The following is a 22,253-nucleotide window of genomic DNA, read 5'->3' as shown; positions in this document are numbered from 1 at the left end:
ACCGGCGCGGCGCAATCGTGTGGACTCGGCGCCCCGCCCGTCTCTAGGATCGGCGGATCGTGTCCGGGTAGTGGGGGAGAAGTGCCGTGTCAGCCGTACGCCGGGGTTTGAGCTGGGTCGTCTCGTTCGTGCCGCTGCTGTCGCTCGGCGTGCTGACATGGTTGCTGTTCGCGGTGCTGGCGATTCGGGCGAAGTCGGTCGCGTCGGCGCTGGCCGCGCTGGGCTATCTCGGTCTGTTCGCGCTCGCCGTGTGGGCGTTCGGCACTCAGGACACGGTGTTCGACATCTGCTGGTCGTTGACGATGATCGGTGGCACCGCGCACGCGATCGTGGTGCGGCGCAAGTGGTTCGGGCGGGTGTGGCGGCCCGCCGGATCCGGCGAAAGGTCGGCGGTGGTGGTGGCCGAGTACGCGACGGCCGCGGCCGCTGTCGGGACCGGCAGGCCTGTCCGCGCCGGGGTGCCCGCGCACGACGCCGCGGAGGTACCGGAGCGCGGCGCGGAGGCGGTGCGACGGCTGCTCGACGAGATCGACGAACTCGTCGAGGAGAGTCTGCGCGACGGCGAGCAACCGGACTACGGCGCGACCTATCCCGTCTGCCCGAACCCGTACTGCGACGAACCCTGGCACGGACTGCGGATCACCGCGCGCATGGCGTCGATGCGCGACTTCGGCGAGCTGGACGACGACTACGATCACCGCGCCGACGACAGTCCCGTGCTGTGCGCGGGATCGGCTGACGTCGAGGCGTGGACGTCACCGGACCGGGTCGGGATCGCGGCCTGGCGGGAAGCGCACAGCGTTGTCGCGCCACCGGTTTCGCCACCCGTCGATCCAGCGGCGGCGTCGCGCGCACGGGCAGATTCGCTGTGGGCGGCGCTGGCCCGTCCCGCGGTGCTCATCGTCGTCGCGTCCTGGCTGGTCGCGATGGTGTCGATGTTCCGGGCGGACGGGCCGTCGCGGTGGCTGACCGTGCTCGTCGGGGTGATGGCGCCGATGTGCCTGGGCTGGCTCTACGGGCGCTCCGGGCGGCTCTTCCCCGCCGGTTACGTCCGCGCCGGGCTGGGCGCGCGCCCGGCGGTGGTGGTGGCCGTCGTGGTGATGGTGTGCGCGGGCTGGCTGCCGATGCGCTGGACGGGTCCGGCTCCGGCGCCCGCGACGGCGTACTTCACGCTCGTCGCGGCATGCGCGCTGGCCTGCCTCGCGCACGCGGTCGTACAGATCGGCCGGATCCGGCCGTCGCGCCACGAGTCGGGCGAGGTCGACCCGGCGGCGCACGGTGAGAATCTGGTGCTGCTCGGATTCGGGTGGATGCTGCTCGGTCTGCCCGTCACGCTGCTGGCCGGCTGGCCGCTGAGCTACTTCGCTCGCCGGCCCGAGGCGATGTGGGCGGCGGTCGCCGTGCTGGCCGTGCTCGTGCTGACCTTCTTCGCCGAGGGCGCCGTGGTCAAGGTCGTCAGCCGGCGCCGCGACGAGGTCGACCTGCCGATGATCGCCTTCTTCACCGTCGGCGTCGGCGCGCTGCTGGTCTGGTCGCTACTGCGGATCGCGGCGATCCCGGCCCTGGCGTGAGGCCGCGGTGCGCGAGAATGGCCGGGTGCTGATCCGAATCGTCGGGACACAGTTGCCCGGGCTGTCGAGCCGTTGCGGTCCCGGCCCCGCCTACACCGGAATCCATGTCGGAATCCCGCGCAGAGCCGTGCCCGACGAGCTGCTCGACCTCCAACCCGGCGACGCCGACACCGTGTCCTGGACGTTGACCTGCACCGTCGACGGCACCGACATCCGTGGCCCGTACATCCAGGGCGGCCCCGGCGCGCGCTTCATCTACCTGAGCTGGGGCACCGTCGATGCCGCGGGCGCGTTCTCGATGTTCCGGCGCGCCAAACTGATGCTGGCCGACATCCCGCCCGCGGTCCGCGCTGCCGCGACCACCTCCGGCCGCCTCGAAGCGACCCTCGGCCTCACCGACCCCAGCGGAAACCCGGTGTGCGCGCGGGTGAAGCCCCCGCTCATCCAGTGGGCCGCCTGAGCACGCACCGTCGTGCCCGCCTAGGTGGTCGCCGCGCCGTGGAAGAAGTAGTCGCCCAGACCGATCGTGAAGACCAGGCAGCCGTAGAGGGCGTGCTCCACCGAGACGGTCAGCAGCGAGCGGGTGCGTCGGTAGCGTTCGGCGAACATCCAGCCCGCGGCCGCGCTCAGCACGACCGAGAGCCAGCTGCCGAAGATCAGGTGGGCGAAGCCGAACGCCGCGGCGCTGGCCGCGACCATGCCGGTGCCTGTGCCGAACACCGGCGCGTACCGGCGGAACAGGAACGCCCGGAACAGCAGTTCCTGCGGGTACACGCTGACCAGGGGATAGAACACGAGCACGAGCAGCCAGATCAGCGGACGTTCCCGCGGCAGATCGAACAGTGACTCCGGGCGCAGGACCGCCACCGCCACGCCGAGCCCGACCGCGGCGACCGCGAACAGCCCGAGCATCCCCGGCAGCGCGGCACGCAACGCCTCGGGCCGGACGAAATCACGCCGGTCGAAGCCGCATCGGCGCAGATACAGCACCACGCCGATGGCCGCGACCAGCAGGAACGGCAACGGGCTCACACCGCGCAGCAGCAGCGCGTACAGGCCGATGACCCCGAAGAACACGACGACGAATTCGACTGCCAGCCATGTCTTCCGGCTGCCGGGGCCGGCCTCGACGGTCATGCCCCGAGACTAGCCGCGGCGCCGGGATCGCGCTCAGCGCAGAGTGGCCAGCAGCGCGGGCAGCGCGGTGCCGATGGGTTCCCGGATCACCTCGTCGGCCAGGTCGTCATACGGCGTCGGTTCGGCGTTGACGATGATCAGCCGCGCGCCGTGCTCGACCGCGATGGCGGCGAGCGAGGCGGCGGGCTGCACCTGCAAGCTCGTGCCGACCGCGACGAACACCGTCGCGGCCCGCGCGATCGCCACGGCTTCCCCGAGTACCTCGGGGTCGAGCGCCTGTCCGAACATCACGGTGGCCGTCTTCAGGATCCCGCCGCAGGCCAGGCAGGCCGGATCGTCCTCGCCCGCCTCGATGCGCGCCAGTGCCGACTCGGTCGTGGAGCGGGCGCCGCACGCGGTGCACACCACCGCGCGGGCATTGCCGTGCAGTTCGACGACTTTGCGTTCGGGCAGGCCTGCGACCTGGTGCAGGCCGTCGACGTTCTGGGTGATCACTCGCACGGCGGTGGTCTTGGCCAGCGTGGTGATCGCGTCGTGGGCGGCGTTGGGCCGGGCCTGCCACGCAGGGTGCTGCCCGCGCATCAGCCAGGATCGGCGGCGGATGTCGGGGTCGCGCATGTAGTAGTCGTAGGTGACGAGTTTCTCGGCGTCGGGATCGCGCTGCCACAGGCCGTTCGGGCCGCGATAGTCGGGGATCCCGCTGTCGGTGGAGACACCGGCGCCGGACAGGATCGCCACGAGGGGTCGGGTGGACATGGATTCAGGGTAGTGCGAACCGCTTTCGGATCTAACTATTGTGAGCTAAAGTCTGGTCGACACTACGGAAGGTGACAGACGATGGCGGTCAAACAGCAGGTGCTCGAACTCGGCGGGGCGTTCATGATCTCGCGCGAGGCACGGCAATTCGGCGACACGGTCGGCGTACCGGGATTCCACGGCCCCTACACCCGGGGGCGCGGCGGTGTGCTCGGCGAGGTCGACGCCGACGTGGTGACCGCCGCGTTCGGGTTCTTCGAGCCCGGCTGCGTCCGGGCCGCCTGGGAATCGGTCCCGGTCCCCGCCGCGAAGGCGGCCGAGGGCTATCTCGAGGCCTGTCACGAGTTCGGTCGCCGCAGACTGGCCTCCTTCGACGAGGCCGACCGGCTCGCCGAACTGCTCCGCCGGGTCGTCGCCGCGGCGCCGACACCGGGACTGCCGCTGTTCGCAGGCTGGCGGGCCATGCCCGTCGCCGCCGACGGCCGCGCCGCCACCCTCCAGCTGACCCATGTGCTGCGCGAACTGCGCGGTGGCCTGCACCTGCTCGCGATCCTCGCGCACGGGCTGACTCCCCTGCAGGCCATCCTGATCGCGGGATCCCCGATCGCCGACGGCCCGACCCACGCGCGCATGCTGGGCTGGTCGGAGCCGTTCGCGCCGATCACCGACGACCAGCGCGCCCGCTGGGCCGCCGCCGAAGCCGCCACCGACGAGCTCATCGCCCCCTGCTTCGACGCCCTCGACCCCGCCGAACGCGACGAGCTGGCGACGCTGATGGCCGCCGCGCACCGCGCCGCGCTGACGCGCTAGACCGGTCAGGAACCGAGAACGTCGCGCCCGCGGCCCACGATCAGCGGGTCCGCGGTGCCGACGATCTCGTCATCCTTGTTCTCGTACTCGAACAGGTTGAGCACATGGCGCATCGCGTTGAGCCGCGCGCGCTTCTTGTCGTTGCTCTTGACCACGATCCACGGCGCGTGATCGGTGTCGGTGTGCGCGAAGTTCTCCTCCTTGGCCGCGGTGTACTGATCCCACTTGTCGAGCGAGGCCAGATCCATCGGCGAGAGCTTCCAGTGCCGGACCGGGTCGACCTGGCGGATCGCGAAACGGGTGCGCTGTTCCAGCGGTGACACCGAGAACCAGAACTTCACCAGATCGATGCCGTCGTCGACGAGCATCCGCTCGAACAGCGGCGCCTGCGCGAGGAAGCGCCGATGCTGTTCGGGCGTGCAGAATCCCATCACCCGCTCCACCCCGGCGCGGTTGTACCAGGACCGGTCGAACAGCACGATCTCACCCGCCGCGGGCAGATGCTCGACATAGCGCTGGAAATACCACTGCGTGGACTCCCTGGCCGAGGGCTTCTCCAGTGCCACCACGCGCGCGCCGCGCGGATTCAGATGTTCCATGAACCGCTTGATCGTGCCGCCCTTGCCTGCGGCGTCACGGCCTTCGAACACGATGACGATGCGGCGCCCGGTGGCCTTGGTCCAGTTCTGCAGCTTCAGCAATTCGATCTGCAGCAGCCGCTTGTCGAACTCGTACTCGGTGCGTGCCAGCCGCTCGTCGTAGGGATAGCCCTCGCGCCAGGTGTCCACGACGCGCCCGCCGGGCTCGGTGAGCAGCAGCGGATCGTCGTCGTCGGTGTCGTCGACGGAGAACGCGGCGGTGTCGGCCAGGTCAACGGCGGTGGCGAGATCGGCGATCTCGCTGAGATCGCGAGGCGGCCTGCGGGTCTCGACATCGGTCATCGCAGGGACGCTAGACGGCCACCGTGTCGTCGAGGTGAATTCCCGGTGTGCGCTCGCGACGGCACCCTGCGCGGGTGGCGCGTGTCCTCACCGTCTCCTGAGGTCAGCGCGGTGCATACTGCGACCTGACCCACACAGCGAGACGCGTGGCGTCGCCACGCCGCGGAGAGGACGAAGTCGATGCACGACGGAGGCTCTACCACCGACCGGAGCGCGCTGCCCGACGACGACTCCGACGCCAACGGTCCGGTCGTCCGGATCGCCGCGGTCGCGGCGCTGGGCGGGTTGCTGTTCGGCTTCGACAGCGCGGTGATCAACGGCGCGGTGGCGGCGATCCAGTCCGAATTCGGTGTCGACGACGCCGTTCTCGGCTTCGCAGTCGCCTCGGCACTGCTCGGCGCCGCGGCGGGCGCGATGACGGCGGGCCGCATCGCCGACCGCATCGGCCGGATCAAGGTCATGAAGATCGCCGCGGCCCTGTTCTTCCTCAGCGCGGTGGTGACCGGCTTCGCCCCCGACGTGTGGGTCCTGGTGCTCGGGCGCGTCGTGGGCGGTCTCGGTGTCGGTATCGCCTCGGTCATCGCCCCCGCCTACATCGCCGAGACCTCACCGGCGCGGATCCGCGGGCGGCTCGGTTCCCTGCAGCAGCTCGCGATCGTGCTCGGCATCTTCCTGGCGCTGCTCGTGGACTATGTGCTCGCCGAGATCGCCGGTGGCGCGGGCGAAGTGCTGTGGTTCGGGCTCGAGGCGTGGCGTTTCATGTTCCTGTCGATGATGATCCCGGCCCTGGTCTACGGCGTGCTGGCCTCGACCATCCCGGAATCGCCGCGCTATCTGGTGGCCTCGCAGCAGATCCCGGAGGCGCGCCGCGTGCTGACGATGCTGTTCGGCGAGAAGAACCTCGCGCTGACCATCGGCCGTATCCAGGAGAGCCTCGAAGGCGAGGAGAAGCCGTCGTGGAAGGACCTGCGGCGCCCGGCCGGCGGGATCTACCCGATCGTCTGGGTGGGGTTGTTCCTGTCGATCTTCCAGCAGGCCGTCGGCATCAACGTCATCTTCTACTACTCGAACATCCTGTGGGAGGCCGTCGGTTTCGAGGAGTCGCAGTCGTTCCAGATCAGTGTGTTCACCTCGGTGGTCAACATCGCGACCACGATCGTGGCGATCCTGCTGATCGACCGGATCGGGCGCAGGCCGCTGCTGCTGATCGGCTCGATCGGCATGACGATCACCCTGGCCACAATGGCGATCTGCTTCGGCGGCGCCACCCAGGTGCCCGACGCCGAGGGCGAGCTGCAGCCGCAACTGACCGGCGCCAGCGGGCCCATCGCGCTGGTGGCGGCGAACCTGTTCGTGATCTTCTTCGGCATGAGCTGGGGCCCGGTGGTGTGGGTGCTGCTGGGGGAGATGTTCCCGAACCGGCTGCGCGGTGCGGCACTGTCGCTGGCGGCGGCGGGCCAGTGGGCCGCCAACTGGGCGATCACCGTCACCTTCCCGAGCCTGAAGACCTTCTCCCTCGGCTTCGCCTACGGCATGTACGCGGCCTTCGCGCTGCTGTCGTTGCTGTTCGTCTCCCGTTTCGTCCCCGAGACCAAAGGCATGTCACTCGAGGACATGCACGGCCAGACGGGCGTCGAAAAGCCCACGACCACAACCTGATCCGCTGTCGTTCGGGGTCGTCCGCCCTCCGCTGGGAGGATGACCCCGTGTACGGCCACCGGAGGTGCGGACCAGGGCCTAACTGAACGTTTGACCAAATTGGTCGGCTGTTCATGTAAATGGCACTGTTTCGGAAACCGGGCGGTCCTAGGTTTCGGTGCGCACAGTTCCCCAGCCCCGGAGATGACCGCGCATGCGCAAGCCACTGTCCCGCCTCACCGCGCCCTGCGTCGGATCCCTCACCGCGATCACCCTGGCCGCCGGGGTCCTGCTCGCGCCCGGCCACGCGCACGCCGCACCCGCGGACACCTTGGCCGCCACGCCGATCAGCGACAGCGTCGCCCTGTGCACGACGGGCGCGCCGACCTTCGACGACGTCGTCACCGCCGCCGCGTCGGTGCTGCGGGGGGTGGTCGGACCGGCCCAGCTCGCCGCCTACGACCAGCAGGTCGCCGACTTCCGCGCCACGATCGCCGCGCAGCGCGTCCACCGCGACATGCTGCCGGTGCGGCCGGAACAGGTCGGCGCCCGGCCCGCCGAGCTCGACGACCCCCTGGTCACCTACCTGGTCAACGGGCTCGACGCCGTGCGCACCGGGCGGATCGACGAGACGATGTCGGTGTCGCGGCTGACCGTCAACGACGCGATCGAGGTGTTCATCCTCGCCACCGGCATCGTGAAGATTCCCGCCAAGCTCGCCGCGGGCATGGTGCCCACCGTCGGATTCTTCCTGAAACCGATTGTCGGAGCGGCCTTCAGCGGCACCAAGACGTTGGCACGCGCCGTGCAGAACTCGATCGAGGCGGGCTGCGTCGCGCCGAATGCCTATCCGCCACTGGAGCTGGGGCCCGACACCGCCGAACCCGTCCACGTGCCGCAGCCGATCCGCGACCTGGCCGCGATGGTCATGAACGCCGACGGCACCTGCACCCCGATCGCGGACCTGACGCTGTCCGCCGTCATCGAACGTTCGCGCGCGTATCTTGACAGCGGCGCCGTGCCGCTCGACAAGGCCGCCATGCACCGGGCCGCCGACGACCTGCAGGAGTTCCTGGCCGCCAACCGGGTCGCCAAGGTGCTGTTGCCGCGGCGCTCCGACGAACTCGGCCCGCTGGTCGAGGCTCTCGACATGGGCCCGGTGACCTTCCTGGCCAACCTCGGCGCCGACCTGGCCGAGGGGCGCGCGCTCGACACCGTGCCGTTGGCGCAGGTCGAAGTGGAGAACGCGTTCGACCTGGCCACCCTGACCCTCGACATCACCAGTCTGCTGTTCTCCGCGGGCACCTCGATCGCCGGGTTCGCGGGCGTGGCCGACACGGTGCTCACCCCGCTGACGATCGCGCAGAAACTGGCATTCGCCCCGACCGATTACGGGGCCCCGATCGTGCGTGGCGTCATCCAATCGATGTGCGCGGTGTAGGTTTCCCCCGACCCCTGACCAGAAGGTGAGCATCCACGTGTCGCATTCCACTCCGGATCCGCGCCCCACCGGCATCGGGCGCAGAGACGTCCTGGCCGGTGCGGCCGGTGTCGTCGCCGGCCTGACCCTCGTCGGCCTCACCCCCGCGCACGCGGTGCCCGCCGAGGTCGAGAAGTTCACGCCACCCCGCACCGGGCGCTCGGCGCGCATCCTGATCACCGGCGACGCGGGCACCGGCACCCGCACCCAGTGGGCTGTCGCCGACGCCGCGCGCGCCTTCCACTCGCGTGAACCGTTCGCGCTGGCGGTCGGCCTCGGCGACAACATCTACGAGTCGGGGCCCAACGGTCCCGACGACGCCCAGTTCGCGGCCAAGTTCGAGGATCCCAATGCGGGACTGGACTTTCCGTGGGCGATGGTGCTCGGCAACCACGACACCTCCGGGGTGTTCCCCGGTGACGGCGGATGGCTCGCGCGCGGCAACCACGAGGTCGAGTACCACGCCCGCTCGGCCCGCTGGTGGATGCCGAGCCGCTACTACTCGGTGCGGGTGCCCGAGCAGAATCCGGTGGTCGAGTTCTTCGTCCTCGACCTCAACCCGCTGGCGGCCTACATTCCGCCGCTGCTCGACCCGTACTGGGCTGTCGACGGCCCCTACATGAACGAACAGCGCGCCTGGCTCGACACCGCGCTGGCCGCATCCACGGCGCCGTGGAAGATCGCCTGCACCCACCACCCCTACCTGAGCAACGGCCCGCACGGCGACGCGGGCAACTACGAGGGTCTGCCCGTCGAACCGCTCAACGGCGTCCACGCCAAACGCTTCTTCGAAGAGCACGTGCTGGGCAAGGTGTCGTTGCTGCTGTCCGGCCACGATCACACGCTGCAGGTGCTCGAACCGACCGCGTCGTCGAAGGGCACCCGCCAGATCGTCTCCGGCGCGGCGGGCAAGACCGCAGGGGCCGAGCCGCGCGCGGGCGCCCACCCCGCACTCTACGAAACCCAGCACGAACTGGGCTTCATGGTCATGGACCTGACCCCCGAGAGCGTGCGCCTGCGCGCGGTCACCGTCGACCCCGCCACCAGCGCGGGCACTCAGGTCTTCGACCGCCGCCTGGCCTGACCGCCTCCGCCGCCGGGTGTCCGCGTGCTGTCACGCCGGTGCCGCCCACCTGAATCGCTGTCCACGCACGGATGTACGGAACTTGGCGATGTCATGTCGGCCCGCGCGTCGCCGCCCGGGCCGAGCAAACCTGCGGTAACTTCGCCGCTGCTTTGCCCATCGTTATCTGTGTGAAAGGAATTGCTGGAAATGGCATTCGAAGTCAACGGAGCTATCGGCGACCACTACAACGAAGCCGGTGGCGCGTCGAGCCCGCTGGGCCAGCCGACCTCCGATGAGCTGGACGCCCCGAACGGCGGCAAGTACCAGGAGTTCACCGGCGGCGTCATCTACTTCAAGCTCCCGACCGGTGCCAAGACCGTGTACGGCGCGATCCGTCAGGCCTGGGAGGCCGAGGGCGGCGCCGGCGGCCGTCTGGGCTACCCGACCTCCGACGAGCAGGACATCGAGGGCGGCAAGATCAGCCACTTCGAGAACGGGTCGATCAGCTACTCGATCGCCGACGACGCGGTGACGATCAACGCCTGATCCAGCCACGCTGTCCCGGTGGGCACCGATTCCGAACGGATCGGTGCCCACCGTCGTATTCCCGCCGCATACGCGCGACCCCAGGAGCATGATCGAGGGATGGGCTTCTACACCGACCGGATCCTGCCCCATCTCACCGACAAGGTGTGCGGTGTCGCCGCGAACGACACGCTGCGCAGGCGCGCCTGCGCCGGGCTGCACGGCGCCGTCGTCGAGGTGGGATTCGGGTCGGGAAACAACGTCGGGTTCTATCCGGCCGCGGTCGACCGCGTCAGCGGTGTCGAACCCGCCGACGTCGCCTGGAAGATCGGCGCGAAACGCGTCGCGGCGAGCTCGGTTCCGATCGAACGCGCGGGCCTGGACGGCCAGTCACTGCCGTTCGGGGACGCCACCTTCGACACCGCGCTCTCGACGTTCACCCTGTGCACCATCCCCGACGTCGCGGCCGCGCTGGCCGAGATCCGCCGGGTGCTGAAACCGGGCGGCACACTGCATTTCGTGGAACACGGACTGGCCCCCGACGCGTCGGTGCGGACCTGGCAGCACCGGCTGAACCCGATCCAGCAACGCATCGCGGGCGGCTGCCACCTCGACCGCGACATCCCGGCGCTGATCACCGGCGCGGGCTTCGAGACCGCCGAACTCGACCGGTTCTACCTGGCCGGTGCCCCCAAGGCGTTCGGTGCCCTGTCGCTGGGCGTCGCCCGCTGAGCCGTCACCGGCCCGCTCGGCAGGGACATCACGGGCTGAGCCGCCTGCCCAGGAAGGTCACATTGCTGTCGTCGGCGTAGTGGCCGAAGCCCTCGATGGCCTCGTAGCCGAGGCGTTTGTACAGGGCGATGGCCTCGGGCTGGCGCAGCCCGGTGGACAGGACCGCGGCCTTGTGCCCGGCGGCGAGTGCGGTGCGTTCGAGCTCGGCGATGAGGCGCTGGGCGAAGCCGCGCCGCCGCTGCGCCGCGATCACGTGCACTCGCTTGAGTTCGACGAGCTCGCTGGTGCCGAGCCGGTCCACGGCGAGGGAGTGCCAGTAGCCCGCGGCGACCGGTTCGCCCGCGAGGTAGCCGACGAAGCAGGCGCCGTGCGGTGGCCGGAAGTCGTCCGGGTTCACCGGCGCGTCGTCGGGGCCGCCGTAGCGCTCGACATAGAACCGCTGGAGATCGTCACGAAGCGTGACGGCGTCGGGGTCGTCGTAGTCGACCTCGCGAATCTCCCAGTGCCGCAAGCTTTCCTCGGCCATGCTGTCCCCATCTGTCCGAGCCGTCCGGGTGGCGTACGCCATCGACCCCAGTGTGGCCCACGCTCCGGCGCCGACGGAATCATTTGCCTCGCAACGAAATTTAGTGATGCGAACTTTCCGCTCGTCCGGATTGGAACCGCAGGGCCTGCGGAAACGCCCTGATCGGCAGCGCCGACTTCGTGGCCCGTGCTCGGTGCGCGTTAGAGTCGTCGCCGGATCACTTTTTCATCGAGAGCGGCTGAGAGACTGGCTCGACGACGCCGCAGCAACCACGACCACGGGTCGCAGGTGCTAATGCCAGTGACGATGAACTGGAGGGCAATCTGTGTCTACATTCGGGGCGGGCGCACAGCTGTGGCGTCGGCGACTGTTCGAAGCGGAAGCGGGACTGACGAAATTCGTGGTCGACTCGCAAGGCGGGAAGCATCTCGACCGTTTGATCGAGGTGAAACACGAGATCTACGGAGCCATCCCGCAATCGGGTCCGGCCGCCGAGAGTGAATGGAAGAGCGCGTTCTTCCGGGCCCAGGCGGCGATGGAGAGATTCGTGGTCCGCAATTTCGGGCACGAGAAACTCGGCGCCTGGGCCGAGACGAACGGAACGATCTACGGCGCGATCGACGACGAGGGCCGCAACGATGCCGTGACGCCACTGCGTCGACTGGAAAGTCAAGCGGCACTGTATGGTTCGAAGATGCGCTGGCTCAGCGCCTCCGCCGCGGACGCCACGCTGGAGATCGCGCACTGCGCGATCTGGGACTACCGGGAACAGGCCCGCGCACGCGGGGTGACGATCACGCTCGAAGCGCCCTGCGAATACTGCGTCCCGGCGACGACATCGCTGATCAATGCCAAAGGACTGCGCGCTGAATGCACGCTGTCGGAACAGCCCGGCGGTGCGCGGGGCTGCATCTGGAACGCCAGCCGATAAAACCCGCGACGACAAAAACGGGACCACCTCAGATGACGAATATTCTCCCGGCGGCGACGCCGGTCATTCCCGACCATATCGACAGTTTCCGTGCACTGCGGACCGACCAGCAACCGTTCTGGCCGGACCCGGAATCTGCACGAAAGGCCTTTCGGGAAACCGCCGAAACACCGCTCGTCGAGCAGGCGTCGAACGCGATTCTCGACAATCAACTCGCGGCGGTGAATGCCGGACGCGCCGTGGTGCTGCAACTGGGCGATTGTGTCGAGGACCCAGCGAAATCGACGCCCGAGCTGATCGCCCGCAAACTCGAATTCCTCGACGACTCCCGCATCCGCCTGGCGCATCGAGCCGGACTCGCCGCCGTGGCGGTGGGCCGGATAGCCGGGCAGTACACCAAACCCCGGTCGAATCCCTATGACCAGGTCGAGGGCCGGTCGCTGCCCGCCTTCCGCGGGCCGATGGTGAACGGTCCCGCGCCGACCCCGGCGGCACGCATCCCCGATCCAGCCCGAATCCTGCACTGTCACCAGGCCTCCGCGATGGCCATGGCCGTCATCGACGAGCACAACCGCCGCCATCCCGACCGCACCATCTGGTCGAGTCACGAACTGCTGCTCATCGACTACGAACTGGCACACCTGCGTCCGACGCCAGCCGGCAATCATCTGGCGAGCACGCACTGGCCGTGGATCGGTGAACGGACACGCCACCTCGACGGCGCGCACATCGCGATCGCCGCCACGCTGACCAACCCGGTCAGCGTCAAGATCGGCCCCACTGCGACACCGCGCGACGTCGCCGCCTTGGCCGAGCGGATCGATCCCGCCCGTGTCCCGGGGCGCCTGACGTTCATCATCCGGATGGGTGCGGCGTCGATCGGCAGGCTCGCTCCGATCGTGGAACACCTTCGTGCGCAACGGCATCCCGTGAACTGGGTGTGCGATCCGATGCACGGCAACACGGTGACGACCGCGCGCGGCCTCAAGACCCGGCCGGTGGAGCGCATCGTCGACGAGCTGCGCGGGTTCCTCGCGGTGCTCGGCTCCCAGGACCAGCACCCGGGCGGCCTGCACCTCGAGGCCACCCACGAGGACATCTACGAATGCGGTGAGCGTGGCCGCGATCCCGAGCCGGGCCGTCACTACACCACATTGCTCGATCCGCGCCTCAACGCCGAACAAACCGCCCACGTCATCGATGCCTGGCGCCACGACGCGCCACGAGAGGACGCGCCATGACCAGCCCCGTCACCGCCTCGACCCGATGGGACGCGCGCGATCCCGACCAGTTCCTGCGCGACGCTCTGGACTGGCATTTCAACCCGGAGACAGGCTCGGCGCTGTGGCTGCGGATCGCCGAGACCCTGGATTTCGATCCCCGGACCGACATCTCCTCCTACGAGGATCTCGCCCGGTTCCCCGACATCGCCGCGCACTTGCGCACCAGCCGGGTCGAAGACCTCATTCCTCGCGGTCTCGGCCGCTCGGGCGCGCCGCCGCTGATCTACGAGACGGGCGGCACGACCGGGTCACCCAAGCGGCTGATCTACAGCGCGAGCTGGATCGAACGCTGCCTGCGCTGGAAGGTCGACGAACTGCGGGCGGCCGGTTTCCCCGCTGGGCGACCCTGGCTGGTCGCCATGCCGTCCGGGCCGCACGCCTACGGCAACACCGCCCGGCTGCAGGCCCGCGAGCTCGGCTCGCTGCTGCACAGCATCGACATCGACCCGCGATGGGTGAAGAAGAGCATCGCCGACGGGGCGGCGGTGGACGGGTACGTGGCGCATCTGGTCGAGCAGATCGGCCACATCGTCCAGACCCAGGACATCGCCGCGGTCACGACCACGCCGCCGATCCTCGCCGAGATCATCCTGCGCCCGGAACTGGTCGACAAGCTCGCGGCCACGGTGTCCTACATCGCGCTGGCGGGCGCCCAGCTCGACGACGACACCTTCGACATCATCGCGGAGACCTTCCCCGGCGCCCGCATCCAGAACGTGTACGGCAGCACGATGGTGCTGACGACCGCGCGCATCCGCGATCCGCTCGATCCCGCACCGCGGACCGTGTACGACGCGTACCCGCCGCACACGATCTTCGCCGTCGTCGACCCGGAGACCCTGCGTCCGGTGGACTACGGCCGGCGCGGTCAGGTCCGCATGTCCCACCTCAGCGACGGCATGTTCGTGCCCAACAATCTCGAACGCGACACCGCGATCCGGGTGGCGGCCCCGCCCGGCGGGATCGGCGACTCGCTGTCCGCGCCGCAGCCGCTGGGCAGCTTCGACGGCGAAACCGTGATCCCAGGGGTCTACTGATGACCGCGGTCTCGGAAAGTTTGGTGGCGCAAGGGAACACCGAGCGTGTGCTGGTGGCGCGCACCCATCGTGGGGAACGCGCGGTGCGGGCCACCGTGCCGGTGCTCGACGTGGCGGGGCACCCGCTGGCGCGGTTGCCGGTGTGCCCGCCGTTGTTGATCGCCCAGACTCTCGCGGCGCAGCGTGCCTCGGCGCCGCTCCCGCGCCGCGACCGCGCGGACCTGCTCGCCGCCGCCGCCCGGATCTTCCTCGCGGACTCGGTGGGCGGATTCGCGGACTATCGCGACGATGTCAGCGCGGTGTCGGGGCATTCGCGCGAGACCGCGGACGCGCTGTGCCGTGCGGTCGCCGAGGTCGCGGCGACCGCGACGGAACGCGCCTACGCGGCACGCCCGGTCGCCGCGGTCGAATCCTGGCGGGACGCGGGACATGTCGCGGAAACCGGGGTGTGGAGCCGACGCGGCGAGACGCTCGGGGCCATCGTCTCCGGGAACTCCCCGACGGTGCACACCGCCTGGCTGCAAGCGCTGGCGCTCGGCTATCGCGTGGCCGTGCGGCCCTCGCAGGGCGAGCCGTTCACCGCGGACCGGCTGGTGCGCGCACTGCACGAAGCCGGATTCCGCAACACGGATGTGTCGTTCCTGCCCACCGATCACGCGGGCGCGGACGAGATCGTCACACGAGCCGATCGCGCGCTGGTCTACGGCGGCGTCGCGGTGTCCCGGAAATACGGCGCGAACCCCCGGGTGAAGGTGGGCGGGCCGGGTCGGTCCAAGACGCTGGTCAGCCTGGCACCGGGCCAGGACCGGGGCCCGGCGGTCGCGGCCGTCGCCGATGCGGTGGCGGCGCAATCGGGGACGGCGTGTGTGAACACCTCGGCCGTACTGGTCGACGGTGATCATCGCGGCTTCGCGACCGAGCTGGCGGCGGTGCTACGGACACCGCGGCACCGCCGTTCCGGACCGCGGGTGTCCCAGGCCGCGGCGACCGCCTTGATCGGCCACCTGACCGCACGCGCGAGCGATATCGAGCCACTCGTCCCGATCGAGGAACTGGCCGCGCCCGGCCACGACGGAGCGGTCACCCTCACGCCCGCGGTCTTCGTCCTCGATCGGCTCGACACCGAAACGCTGGGCTCGGAGTTGCCGTTCCCGTGCGTGTGGGTCGCGCCCTGGCGGCGCGGTGACGGTGTCGCGCCGCTGCGGGATTCGCTGGTGGTCAACGCGATCACCAGCGACGAAACGATCCTCGACGACCTGCTCGAGGAATCGAGCATCGCCAACGTGCACTGGAACGCGCCGACGACCCACAGCGGCACCCGCATGCCGCACGACGGCTACGTCGGCGAGTTCCTCATGACCAGCAAGGGATTCGCGGCGAACCGCTGATCCACACCGATTCCGACAGAGCGGGACCATCATGACCGGCAACGACGTACTCCAGCAGGCACGCGATCATCTGTGGCTGCACTTCACCAATCACTCACACCTGCACACCGGCGGCGAACTGCCCGTCATCACGCGGGCCGAGGGCGCCTACTTCTGGGATGACAAGGGCCGCAAGTACCTCGACGGCCTGTCGGGGCTCTTCGCCGTCAACGCCGGACACGGCCGCCCGGAACTGGCGGAGGCGGCCGCCCGGCAGATCCGCGACCTCGACTACTTCCCGATCTGGAACGCCGTACACCCGCGCGCCGCGGAACTCGCCGAGGCTCTGGCCGACCGCGCACCCGGGGACCTCAACCGCGTGTTCTTCACCAACAGCGGCAGCGAGAGCGTCGAAACCGCCTGGAAGCTGGCCAAGCAGTACTTCAAGGCGATCGGGCAGCCCGGCCGCCACAAGGTGGTCAGCCGCGCGCTGGCCTATCACGGGACCACCCAGGGCGCGTTGTCGATCACCTCGCTGCCGCCGGTGCGCGCGCCGTTCGAGCCGCTGGTGCCCGGTGCGCTCAAGGTGCCGGCCACCGACATCTATCGCGGGCCCGAGCACCTGCGCGACGACGAGGAGGCCTACGGGCGCTGGGCGGCCGACCGTATCGCCGAGGCCATCGAGTTCGAGGGCCCGGAGACGGTCGCCGCGATCTTCCTGGAGCCGGTGCAGAACTCCGGCGGCGCGATACCACCGCCCCTTGGCTACCTCGAGCGGGTGCGCGAGATCGCCGACCGCTACGGGGTGCTGCTCGTCGCCGACGAGGTGATCACCGCCTTCGGCCGGATCGGCGACTACTTCGCCATCAGCCGCTACGGCGTGACACCCGACATCATCACCGGCGCGAAAGGCATCACCTCCGGCTACATTCCCGCGGGCGCGGTGATCGTGAGCGACCGCCTGTTCGAGCCGTTCACCAAGAAGGAGAACACCTTCGCCCACGGGCTCACCTTCGCCGGTCATCCCGTGGCGGCCGCCGTCGGCCTGGCGAACCTGGCGATCTTCGAGCGCGAGAAGCTCAACGAGCACGTGCGCGCCAACGAGGACCTGTTCCGGTCGACACTGACCGGGCTCAGCGATCTTCCGCTGGTCGGCGATGTGCGCGGCGCCGGCTACTTCTGGGGCGTCGTGCTCGTCAAGGACCGGCACAGCCGGGCGGGCTTCACGCTCACCGAACGGCGCAGGCTGATCGACGAACTCCTCACACCGGCACTGCGCGAGGCGGGTCTGCACGCCCGGCTCGACGAGCGCGGCGATCCCACCATCCTGCTGGCACCGCCTGCGATCATCGGCGCGGCCGAGTTCGGGTTCATCGAGCAGGTCCTGCGGTCCACCCTGGCCGACGCATGGCAGCGACTCTGACCCCGGCCCGGCCGGCGCGGGCCGCGACGTGGCGAACACGGGCGCGGCACTCGTCGACGGGCTACCTGGTGCGCCGGTTCGGCTATTTCGTGGCGGTGGTGCTGGCCGTCTACACGCTGTCGTTCTTCCTGCTCTACGCCCTGCCCAGCGATCCGGTGGAGCTCATGCTCGACCGCCGGTCGATGGGCGCGGGCGGCAGCACCCCGGAGCAGGTGCAAGCCCTGCGGGCGCACTACGGACTCGACCGCCCGCTGCCGCTCCGGTACGCGACGACCCTCGGTGAGTTCGTCACCGGCGACTTCGGCGTGTCCTTCCAGTCGGGGCGCCCCGTGCCAGAGGTGCTCGCCGCTGTCGCGCCGAACACCCTGGCACTGGCCGGTTTCGCGCTCGTGCTGACCGTCCCGCTGGCGCTGGCCCTCGGCCTGCTCACCTCGTGGTGGCGCGACAGCCTCGTGCACCGCTTCCTGGTGAACATCCCGGCGCTGATCTCGGCTGTTCCCGCGTTCTGGCTCGGTCTGCTGCTGTTGCAGGTCTTCTCGTTCGAGCTGGGCTGGTTGCCCGCGGCCGGTGGGGGCGGGCCCGCGGGGCTGGTGCTGCCGGGAGTGGCGTTGGCGCTGCCGGTCTCGGCGGTGCTGACGGCGGTCCTGGTCCGCAGCCTGGACTCGGTGCAGGGCGCGGACTTCGTCGCCGTGCTCCGGGCACGGGGGCTGCCGTGGTCGCGGATCTACCTCGGGCACGTGGCCCGTAATGCGCTGCTGCCCTTCGTGACCCTGACCGGGCTCACCATCGGTGGCGTGCTGGTGGGCACCGTGATCACCGAAACGGTCTTCGCCCGCGCCGGGCTGGGCAGGCTGCTGGTGGCCTCGGTGGAGACCCAGGACGCCCCGGTGGTGCTGGCGATCGCGGTGTTCGCCGGAATCGTCTTCGCCGCGGTGAACTTCGGTGTGGACCTGCTGTATCCGGTCCTCGATCCCCGGATTCGGACCGGAGCCGCGTGATGACCGAGAAGACCAGCGTGGCAACCCGTCTCGGTGACCGGATCGCGATTCCCTTCTGGTCGGTCGCCGTCCTGGTCCTCGTCGCGGCCGCCGCGGCGTTCCCCGGGGTGATCGCACCCAGGGGCCCACTGGAGGTGGATGTCTCGCAGCGACTCCGCGCCCCTGGCTGGGAGCACCTGTTCGGCACCGACGAACTGGGACGCGACCAGTTCAGCCGCGTCGTGCACGGCGCCCAGGCGAGCCTGTCGACCGCGCTGGTCGCGCTGGTGTTCGCCTTCGGCCTGAGCATCCTGCTCGGACTGTGCGCGGGGTATCTGGGCGGGATCGTGGACCGCGTGCTGATGTCGGTCGTCGATGTCCTGCTCGCACTGCCGCATCTGCTGATCTCGCTGCTGATCGTGGCGGGGCTCGGCGCCGGGGCGACCAACATCGCGATCGCGATCGGCATCGCCTCGGTACCCGCGTTCACCCGGATCACCCGGGCGGAGGTCCTGCGCGTGAGTTCGCACTCCTTCGTCGAGGCGGCAGCGGGCTACGGGCTGTCCCGAGTCCGCATCCTGTGGCGGCACGTGCTGCCCCACGCGCGCGGCCCGATCACCGCGCTGGCCGCGCTGGAACTGGCCGGCATGGTGCTGTCGGTCTCGGCACTGAGTTTCCTCGGCTACGGCACGAAACCTCCTGCGCCCGAATGGGGCACGCTCATCGCCGAGGGACGCAACCACTTCGCGACCGCCTGGTGGCTGACGGTGCTGCCCGGCGCGGTCCTGGCCGTCGTCGTCCTCGCCCTGCACCGGGCGGGGCGCGGGCTCGGCGCGGCGGAAACGAGCCTGGTATGAGCGCGCCACAGGACGAGCTCCTGCGTCTGGAGCATCTGCGCGTCACCTATCCGGGACGCCGGCGAACCCCGCCCGTGGTCGCCGTCGCCGACCTGTCGCTGACGGTGGCCCGCGGCGAAACGGTGGCGATCGTCGGTGAATCGGGGTCGGGGAAGTCGACGACACTGTCGGCCCTGCTCGGCCTGCTGCCACGCACGGCCGAGGTCCGCTACGACAGGCTCGACGTCGGCGAACACCGCGACGTGACCGACCCCGCCACCCTGCGTGGCCGCGCACTCGGCCTGGTACCTCAGGATCCGGCCCGTGCGCTGGACCCGCTCGTGCGGATCGGCGAGAACTTCGCCGAACTCCACCGCCACCTGCTGCGGATCACCGACCGGGACGAGAGCCGTCGCCGCGCGCTCGACACCCTCGAGTCCGTCGGCGTGGACCGGCCGGAACTGCGGTTGCGGCAGTACCCGCACGAACTCTCCGGCGGCCTGCGCCAACGGATACTCATCGGCCTGGCGCTCGTCGCCGAGCCGCGCCTGCTGCTCGCCGACGAACCGACCTCGAACCTGGACGCCACGGTGCAGCGCCGGGTACTCGACCTGTTCGATCAGCTGCGCGCCGAACGGGGGCTGGGCCTGCTGCTGGTCACCCACGATCTGGCGGTGGCCGCCGAGCGCGCCGACCGCATCGTGGTGGTACGGCACGGACAGCTCGTCGAGACGGGTCCGGCCCGGGCGATCGTGCGATCCCCACACCGGAAATACACCCGCGAACTGGTGCACTCCCAGCCCAGCCTGCTCCCCGCCCGGCCGAGATTCCAGTCCGAGACGCCACCGCGGATCGTGCTGACGGGTCAGGGGCTGAGCAAATCGTTCGGCGGCGTCGCGGCGGTCCAGGACATCGACCTCCAACTGCACCGCGGGCAGAGCATCGCCATCGTCGGCGAATCCGGTGCCGGGAAATCCACGCTGCTGCGGCTGCTCACCGGACTGGAACGCCCCGACGCGGGCACAGTCCAGCTCGGCGGTGCGCTCCCACGGCGCGGTGACCCGGCGTTCTCCCGCGCGGTCCAACTCGTCTACCAGAACCCGGCGAGCAGCCTGAATCCCGCACAGCGGGTGGGCCGCATCATCGCCGAGCCGCTCGAGGCACACCGCGTCGGCACCCCGGCGGGCCGCGCGGCGCGGGCCCGTCAACTGCTCGAGCACGTCGAGCTACCGCCCGACATCGCCGATCGACGACCGACCCAGCTCTCCGGTGGCCAGGCCCAGCGCGTCGCGATCGCCCGGGCACTGGCGCTCGAACCCGACGTCGTCGCACTCGACGAACCGGTCTCCGCCCTCGACCAGGCCGTGCAGTACGCGCTGCTGCGCCTGCTCACCAGCCTGCAGGAAACGCTCGGCATCGCCTACCTGCTCGTCTCGCACGACCTCGGCGTGGTACGCGCCGTCGCGGACGAGGTGATCGTCATGCGGGACGGGCGCGTCGAGGAACGCGGACCCACCGACACGGTGTTCGCCCGGCCGACAAGCGCCTACACCCGGACGCTGCTCGACGCGGTGCCGGTGCTCGACGAATTCCCCGCCAGCTCTCCACCAGAAAGATCAGCATGATCCGCCCACCCTTGATCAGCATGTTCGCCGCCGCCGCACTCGTGCTCGCCGGCTGCGCAGGCGGCACCGCTGGCTCGTCCGGCGACCCGAATCACCTGCGCGTCGCCTACGGCTGGTATCCGACCTGCCTGGACTACGCCCAGTCCAATCCCACGGCCATCTTCGGCCGACAGGTACTCGACACCCTGCTCAGCGAGGACCTCGCCACCGGCGAGCTGAAACCGTATCTGGCCGAATCGTGGACCAGCTCCGACGAGGGCCGCACCTACGAGTTCACCCTCCGGCCCGGCGTGACCTTCAGCAACGGCGAAAGCCTCACCGCCCAGGTGGTCGCCGACAACTTCCGCACCCTGTGGCAGCTCGCGCAGCGGGGCGTCTCACCCACACCCGGGGCGTACCTGCGCGGCTTCGACCGGGCCGAGGCCGTCGACGAGCGGACGGTGCGCGTGCACTTCACCCAGCCGAACGCCGGCTTCCTGCAGGCGAACACGGAAGGACAGTTCGGCATCATCGCACCCGCGTCGCTGGCCAAGACACCGGAGGAACGCTGCGCCCAGGGCACGATCGGCTCCGGACCGTTCGTCCTCGACCACGTCGTCCAGGACGAGCGGCTCGAGTACGTGCGGCGCGCGGGCTACAACTGGGCGCCACCGACCTTCGGCAGGCAGGGCGAGGCGGCGCTAGAGCGACTGACGATCCACATCGTGCCGGAGGAGGGCGGCCGGGCCGCGGGCCTGATCGCCGGCGACTACGACATCGCGTATTCGATCTTCCAGACCGGCGTCGATCAGGCCAAGGGCAACGACCAGGTGCAGAGCGTGCTGGCACCGAATCGCGGCGTGGTCAACAGCTTCCTGCCCAACACCGCCGACCCGATCCTCGCCGACCGGGCCGTTCGGCAGGCACTGCAACACGGCATCGACCGCAGGCAACTGGTCTCGGCGTTCTACGGCACCGGTGTCGAGCCCGCCACCGACATCGTGTCCCGCGGCCACCCCTACTACCGGGACCGCAGCGCTCAGCTACGCCACGACCCCGCGCTGAGCCGATCCCTGCTCGACGCCGCGGGCTGGACCCCCGGGCCCGACGGAATCCGGGTGAAGGACGGGCGGCGCCTGGCACTCACGCTCAACTACGTCAGCGGGTCCATCGGGGCAGTGCAGTCCGGCTGGGAGTACGTGCAGAGCGAACTGGCCGAGATCGGGGTCGAACTCGTGCTGGCGCCGATCTCCAACGCGCAGCAGACCGACCTGCGCGGCTCCGGGCAGTGGCAACTCACCATCGCCCAGGGCGCCGCACGCGGCGACGCCGACGGCATCGCCGCCTACTACGCCACGCAGCTCAGCGTCTACAAGGGCCTCGCACCCCGACCCGAGATCGACGCGCTGCTCGCCGAACAGGCGCTCACCGCGGACAAGACCGAGCGGCACCGGATCGTCGACGACGCGGTGGACAAGATCGTCGACGACGCCTACGGCATCCCGCTCTACGACTCCGCCCAGGTGCTGCTCGTCCGCTCCGCCGTGCGGGAGCTGACCTTCCCCGTGAACTCGTGGGAGCCGATCTTCTACCGCGTCGACAAGGAGTGAGTT

Annotated in this window: 21 protein-coding genes and 1 riboswitch; of the genes, 17 read left to right on the top strand and 4 right to left on the bottom strand. The window is 69.9% G+C overall.

The annotated features are described in order from the left end of the window. The first annotated feature begins 86 nt into the window (after positions 1-86). Together AB0H56_RS16585 and AB0H56_RS16580 are read left to right on the top strand one after the other, a co-directional pair. Positions 87-1,571, top strand: a complete 1,485-nt coding sequence (locus tag AB0H56_RS16585) for a hypothetical protein (protein ID WP_357163360.1) — start codon at positions 87-89, stop codon at positions 1,569-1,571. Positions 1,572-1,596: 25 nt separating this feature from the next. After that, a complete protein-coding gene (locus tag AB0H56_RS16580) occupies positions 1,597-2,031 on the top strand; it encodes a DUF5990 family protein (protein ID WP_357163357.1) in 435 nt (144 codons plus the stop codon). Between the two features lie 20 nt (positions 2,032-2,051). Here AB0H56_RS16580 and AB0H56_RS16575 read toward each other — a convergent pair whose 3' ends face one another. Both AB0H56_RS16575 and AB0H56_RS16570 read right to left on the bottom strand, forming a co-directional pair. After that, positions 2,052-2,708 (bottom strand): CPBP family glutamic-type intramembrane protease, encoded by a 657-nt coding sequence (locus AB0H56_RS16575; RefSeq protein ID WP_357163354.1) that lies wholly within the window; start codon positions 2,706-2,708, stop codon positions 2,052-2,054. A gap of 33 nt (positions 2,709-2,741) precedes the next feature. Continuing rightward, the gene (locus AB0H56_RS16570) at positions 2,742-3,464 is read right to left on the bottom strand and encodes a Sir2 family NAD-dependent protein deacetylase (RefSeq protein ID WP_357163351.1); all 723 of its coding nucleotides are present in this window, start codon (positions 3,462-3,464) and stop codon (positions 2,742-2,744) included. An 81-nt stretch (positions 3,465-3,545) separates the two neighbouring features. Here AB0H56_RS16570 and AB0H56_RS16565 point away from each other — a divergent pair, with 81 nt between their 5' ends. After that, positions 3,546-4,274: a hypothetical protein gene (locus tag AB0H56_RS16565; RefSeq protein WP_357163348.1), complete on the top strand. Its 729-nt coding sequence runs from the start codon at positions 3,546-3,548 to the stop codon at positions 4,272-4,274. 5 nt (positions 4,275-4,279) lie between these two features. On the opposite strand, the gene ppk2 is transcribed toward AB0H56_RS16565, so the two are convergent. Beyond that, complete coding sequence (ppk2, locus tag AB0H56_RS16560) at positions 4,280-5,215, bottom strand: polyphosphate kinase 2 (protein ID WP_357163345.1); 936 nt, start codon at positions 5,213-5,215, stop codon at positions 4,280-4,282. Positions 5,216-5,395: 180 nt separating this feature from the next. Between ppk2 and AB0H56_RS16555 the strand changes: the two genes are divergently transcribed. The 5 genes from AB0H56_RS16555 (at position 5,396) to AB0H56_RS16535 (ending at position 10,656) form a co-directional block, all read left to right on the top strand. Then, on the top strand, positions 5,396-6,874 hold the full coding sequence (locus AB0H56_RS16555) for a sugar porter family MFS transporter (RefSeq protein WP_232998930.1): 1,479 nt from the start codon (positions 5,396-5,398) through the stop codon (positions 6,872-6,874). A 193-nt stretch (positions 6,875-7,067) separates the two neighbouring features. Next, on the top strand, positions 7,068-8,294 hold the full coding sequence (locus AB0H56_RS16550) for a hypothetical protein (protein ID WP_357163341.1): 1,227 nt from the start codon (positions 7,068-7,070) through the stop codon (positions 8,292-8,294). Positions 8,295-8,331: 37 nt separating this feature from the next. Continuing rightward, entirely contained in the window at positions 8,332-9,417 is a 1,086-nt protein-coding gene (locus tag AB0H56_RS16545; protein ID WP_357163338.1) for a metallophosphoesterase, read from the top strand. Between the two features lie 189 nt (positions 9,418-9,606). Continuing rightward, positions 9,607-9,945, top strand: coding sequence for an esterase (locus tag AB0H56_RS16540; protein ID WP_110039998.1), 339 nt, complete (start codon positions 9,607-9,609; stop codon positions 9,943-9,945). 99 nt (positions 9,946-10,044) lie between these two features. Further along, positions 10,045-10,656, top strand: a complete 612-nt coding sequence (locus AB0H56_RS16535) for a class I SAM-dependent methyltransferase (protein WP_357163335.1) — start codon at positions 10,045-10,047, stop codon at positions 10,654-10,656. A gap of 28 nt (positions 10,657-10,684) precedes the next feature. Here the strand turns inward: AB0H56_RS16535 and AB0H56_RS16530 are convergent, their stop codons facing one another. Continuing rightward, positions 10,685-11,182 (bottom strand): GNAT family N-acetyltransferase, encoded by a 498-nt coding sequence (locus AB0H56_RS16530; protein ID WP_357163333.1) that lies wholly within the window; start codon positions 11,180-11,182, stop codon positions 10,685-10,687. A 222-nt stretch (positions 11,183-11,404) separates the two neighbouring features. Next, a riboswitch (SAM riboswitch) is annotated at positions 11,405-11,495 on the top strand. A gap of 12 nt (positions 11,496-11,507) precedes the next feature. Here AB0H56_RS16530 and AB0H56_RS16525 point away from each other — a divergent pair. The 9 genes from AB0H56_RS16525 to AB0H56_RS16485 are packed head-to-tail and all read left to right on the top strand — an operon-like array spanning position 11,508 to position 22,250. Then, positions 11,508-12,113 (top strand): hypothetical protein, encoded by a 606-nt coding sequence (locus AB0H56_RS16525; RefSeq protein WP_357163331.1) that lies wholly within the window; start codon positions 11,508-11,510, stop codon positions 12,111-12,113. A gap of 32 nt (positions 12,114-12,145) precedes the next feature. Next, positions 12,146-13,354, top strand: coding sequence for a 3-deoxy-7-phosphoheptulonate synthase (locus AB0H56_RS16520; protein ID WP_357163328.1), 1,209 nt, complete (start codon positions 12,146-12,148; stop codon positions 13,352-13,354). Beyond that, positions 13,351-14,433, top strand: coding sequence for a phenazine antibiotic biosynthesis protein (locus tag AB0H56_RS16515; RefSeq protein ID WP_357163325.1), 1,083 nt, complete (start codon positions 13,351-13,353; stop codon positions 14,431-14,433). Before AB0H56_RS16520 ends, AB0H56_RS16515 begins: the two co-directional genes overlap by 4 nt. A 23-nt stretch (positions 14,434-14,456) precedes the next feature. Continuing rightward, positions 14,457-15,821, top strand: a complete 1,365-nt coding sequence (locus tag AB0H56_RS16510; protein ID WP_357163322.1) for an aldehyde dehydrogenase family protein — start codon at positions 14,457-14,459, stop codon at positions 15,819-15,821. A gap of 31 nt (positions 15,822-15,852) precedes the next feature. Beyond that, on the top strand, positions 15,853-17,223 hold the full coding sequence (locus AB0H56_RS16505; protein ID WP_357163319.1) for an aspartate aminotransferase family protein: 1,371 nt from the start codon (positions 15,853-15,855) through the stop codon (positions 17,221-17,223). Continuing rightward, positions 17,208-18,221, top strand: a complete 1,014-nt coding sequence (locus AB0H56_RS16500; protein WP_357163316.1) for an ABC transporter permease — start codon at positions 17,208-17,210, stop codon at positions 18,219-18,221. Before AB0H56_RS16505 ends, AB0H56_RS16500 begins: the two co-directional genes overlap by 16 nt. Continuing rightward, the gene (locus AB0H56_RS16495; RefSeq protein ID WP_357163313.1) at positions 18,221-19,057 is read left to right on the top strand and encodes an ABC transporter permease; all 837 of its coding nucleotides are present in this window, start codon (positions 18,221-18,223) and stop codon (positions 19,055-19,057) included. Before AB0H56_RS16500 ends, AB0H56_RS16495 begins: the two co-directional genes overlap by 1 nt. Further along, positions 19,054-20,661, top strand: a complete 1,608-nt coding sequence (locus tag AB0H56_RS16490; protein WP_357163311.1) for an ABC transporter ATP-binding protein — start codon at positions 19,054-19,056, stop codon at positions 20,659-20,661. Before AB0H56_RS16495 ends, AB0H56_RS16490 begins: the two co-directional genes overlap by 4 nt. Beyond that, the gene (locus AB0H56_RS16485) at positions 20,658-22,250 is read left to right on the top strand and encodes an ABC transporter substrate-binding protein (RefSeq protein WP_357163308.1); all 1,593 of its coding nucleotides are present in this window, start codon (positions 20,658-20,660) and stop codon (positions 22,248-22,250) included. The genes AB0H56_RS16490 and AB0H56_RS16485 overlap by 4 nt, the downstream gene beginning before the upstream one ends. The last annotated feature ends 3 nt before the right edge of the window (positions 22,251-22,253 follow it).

The organism is Nocardia sp. NPDC050717 (assembly GCF_040654275.1).
GTDB lineage: Bacteria > Actinomycetota > Actinomycetes > Mycobacteriales > Mycobacteriaceae > Nocardia.
This window is presented reverse-complemented; position numbering and strand designations above follow the sequence as displayed.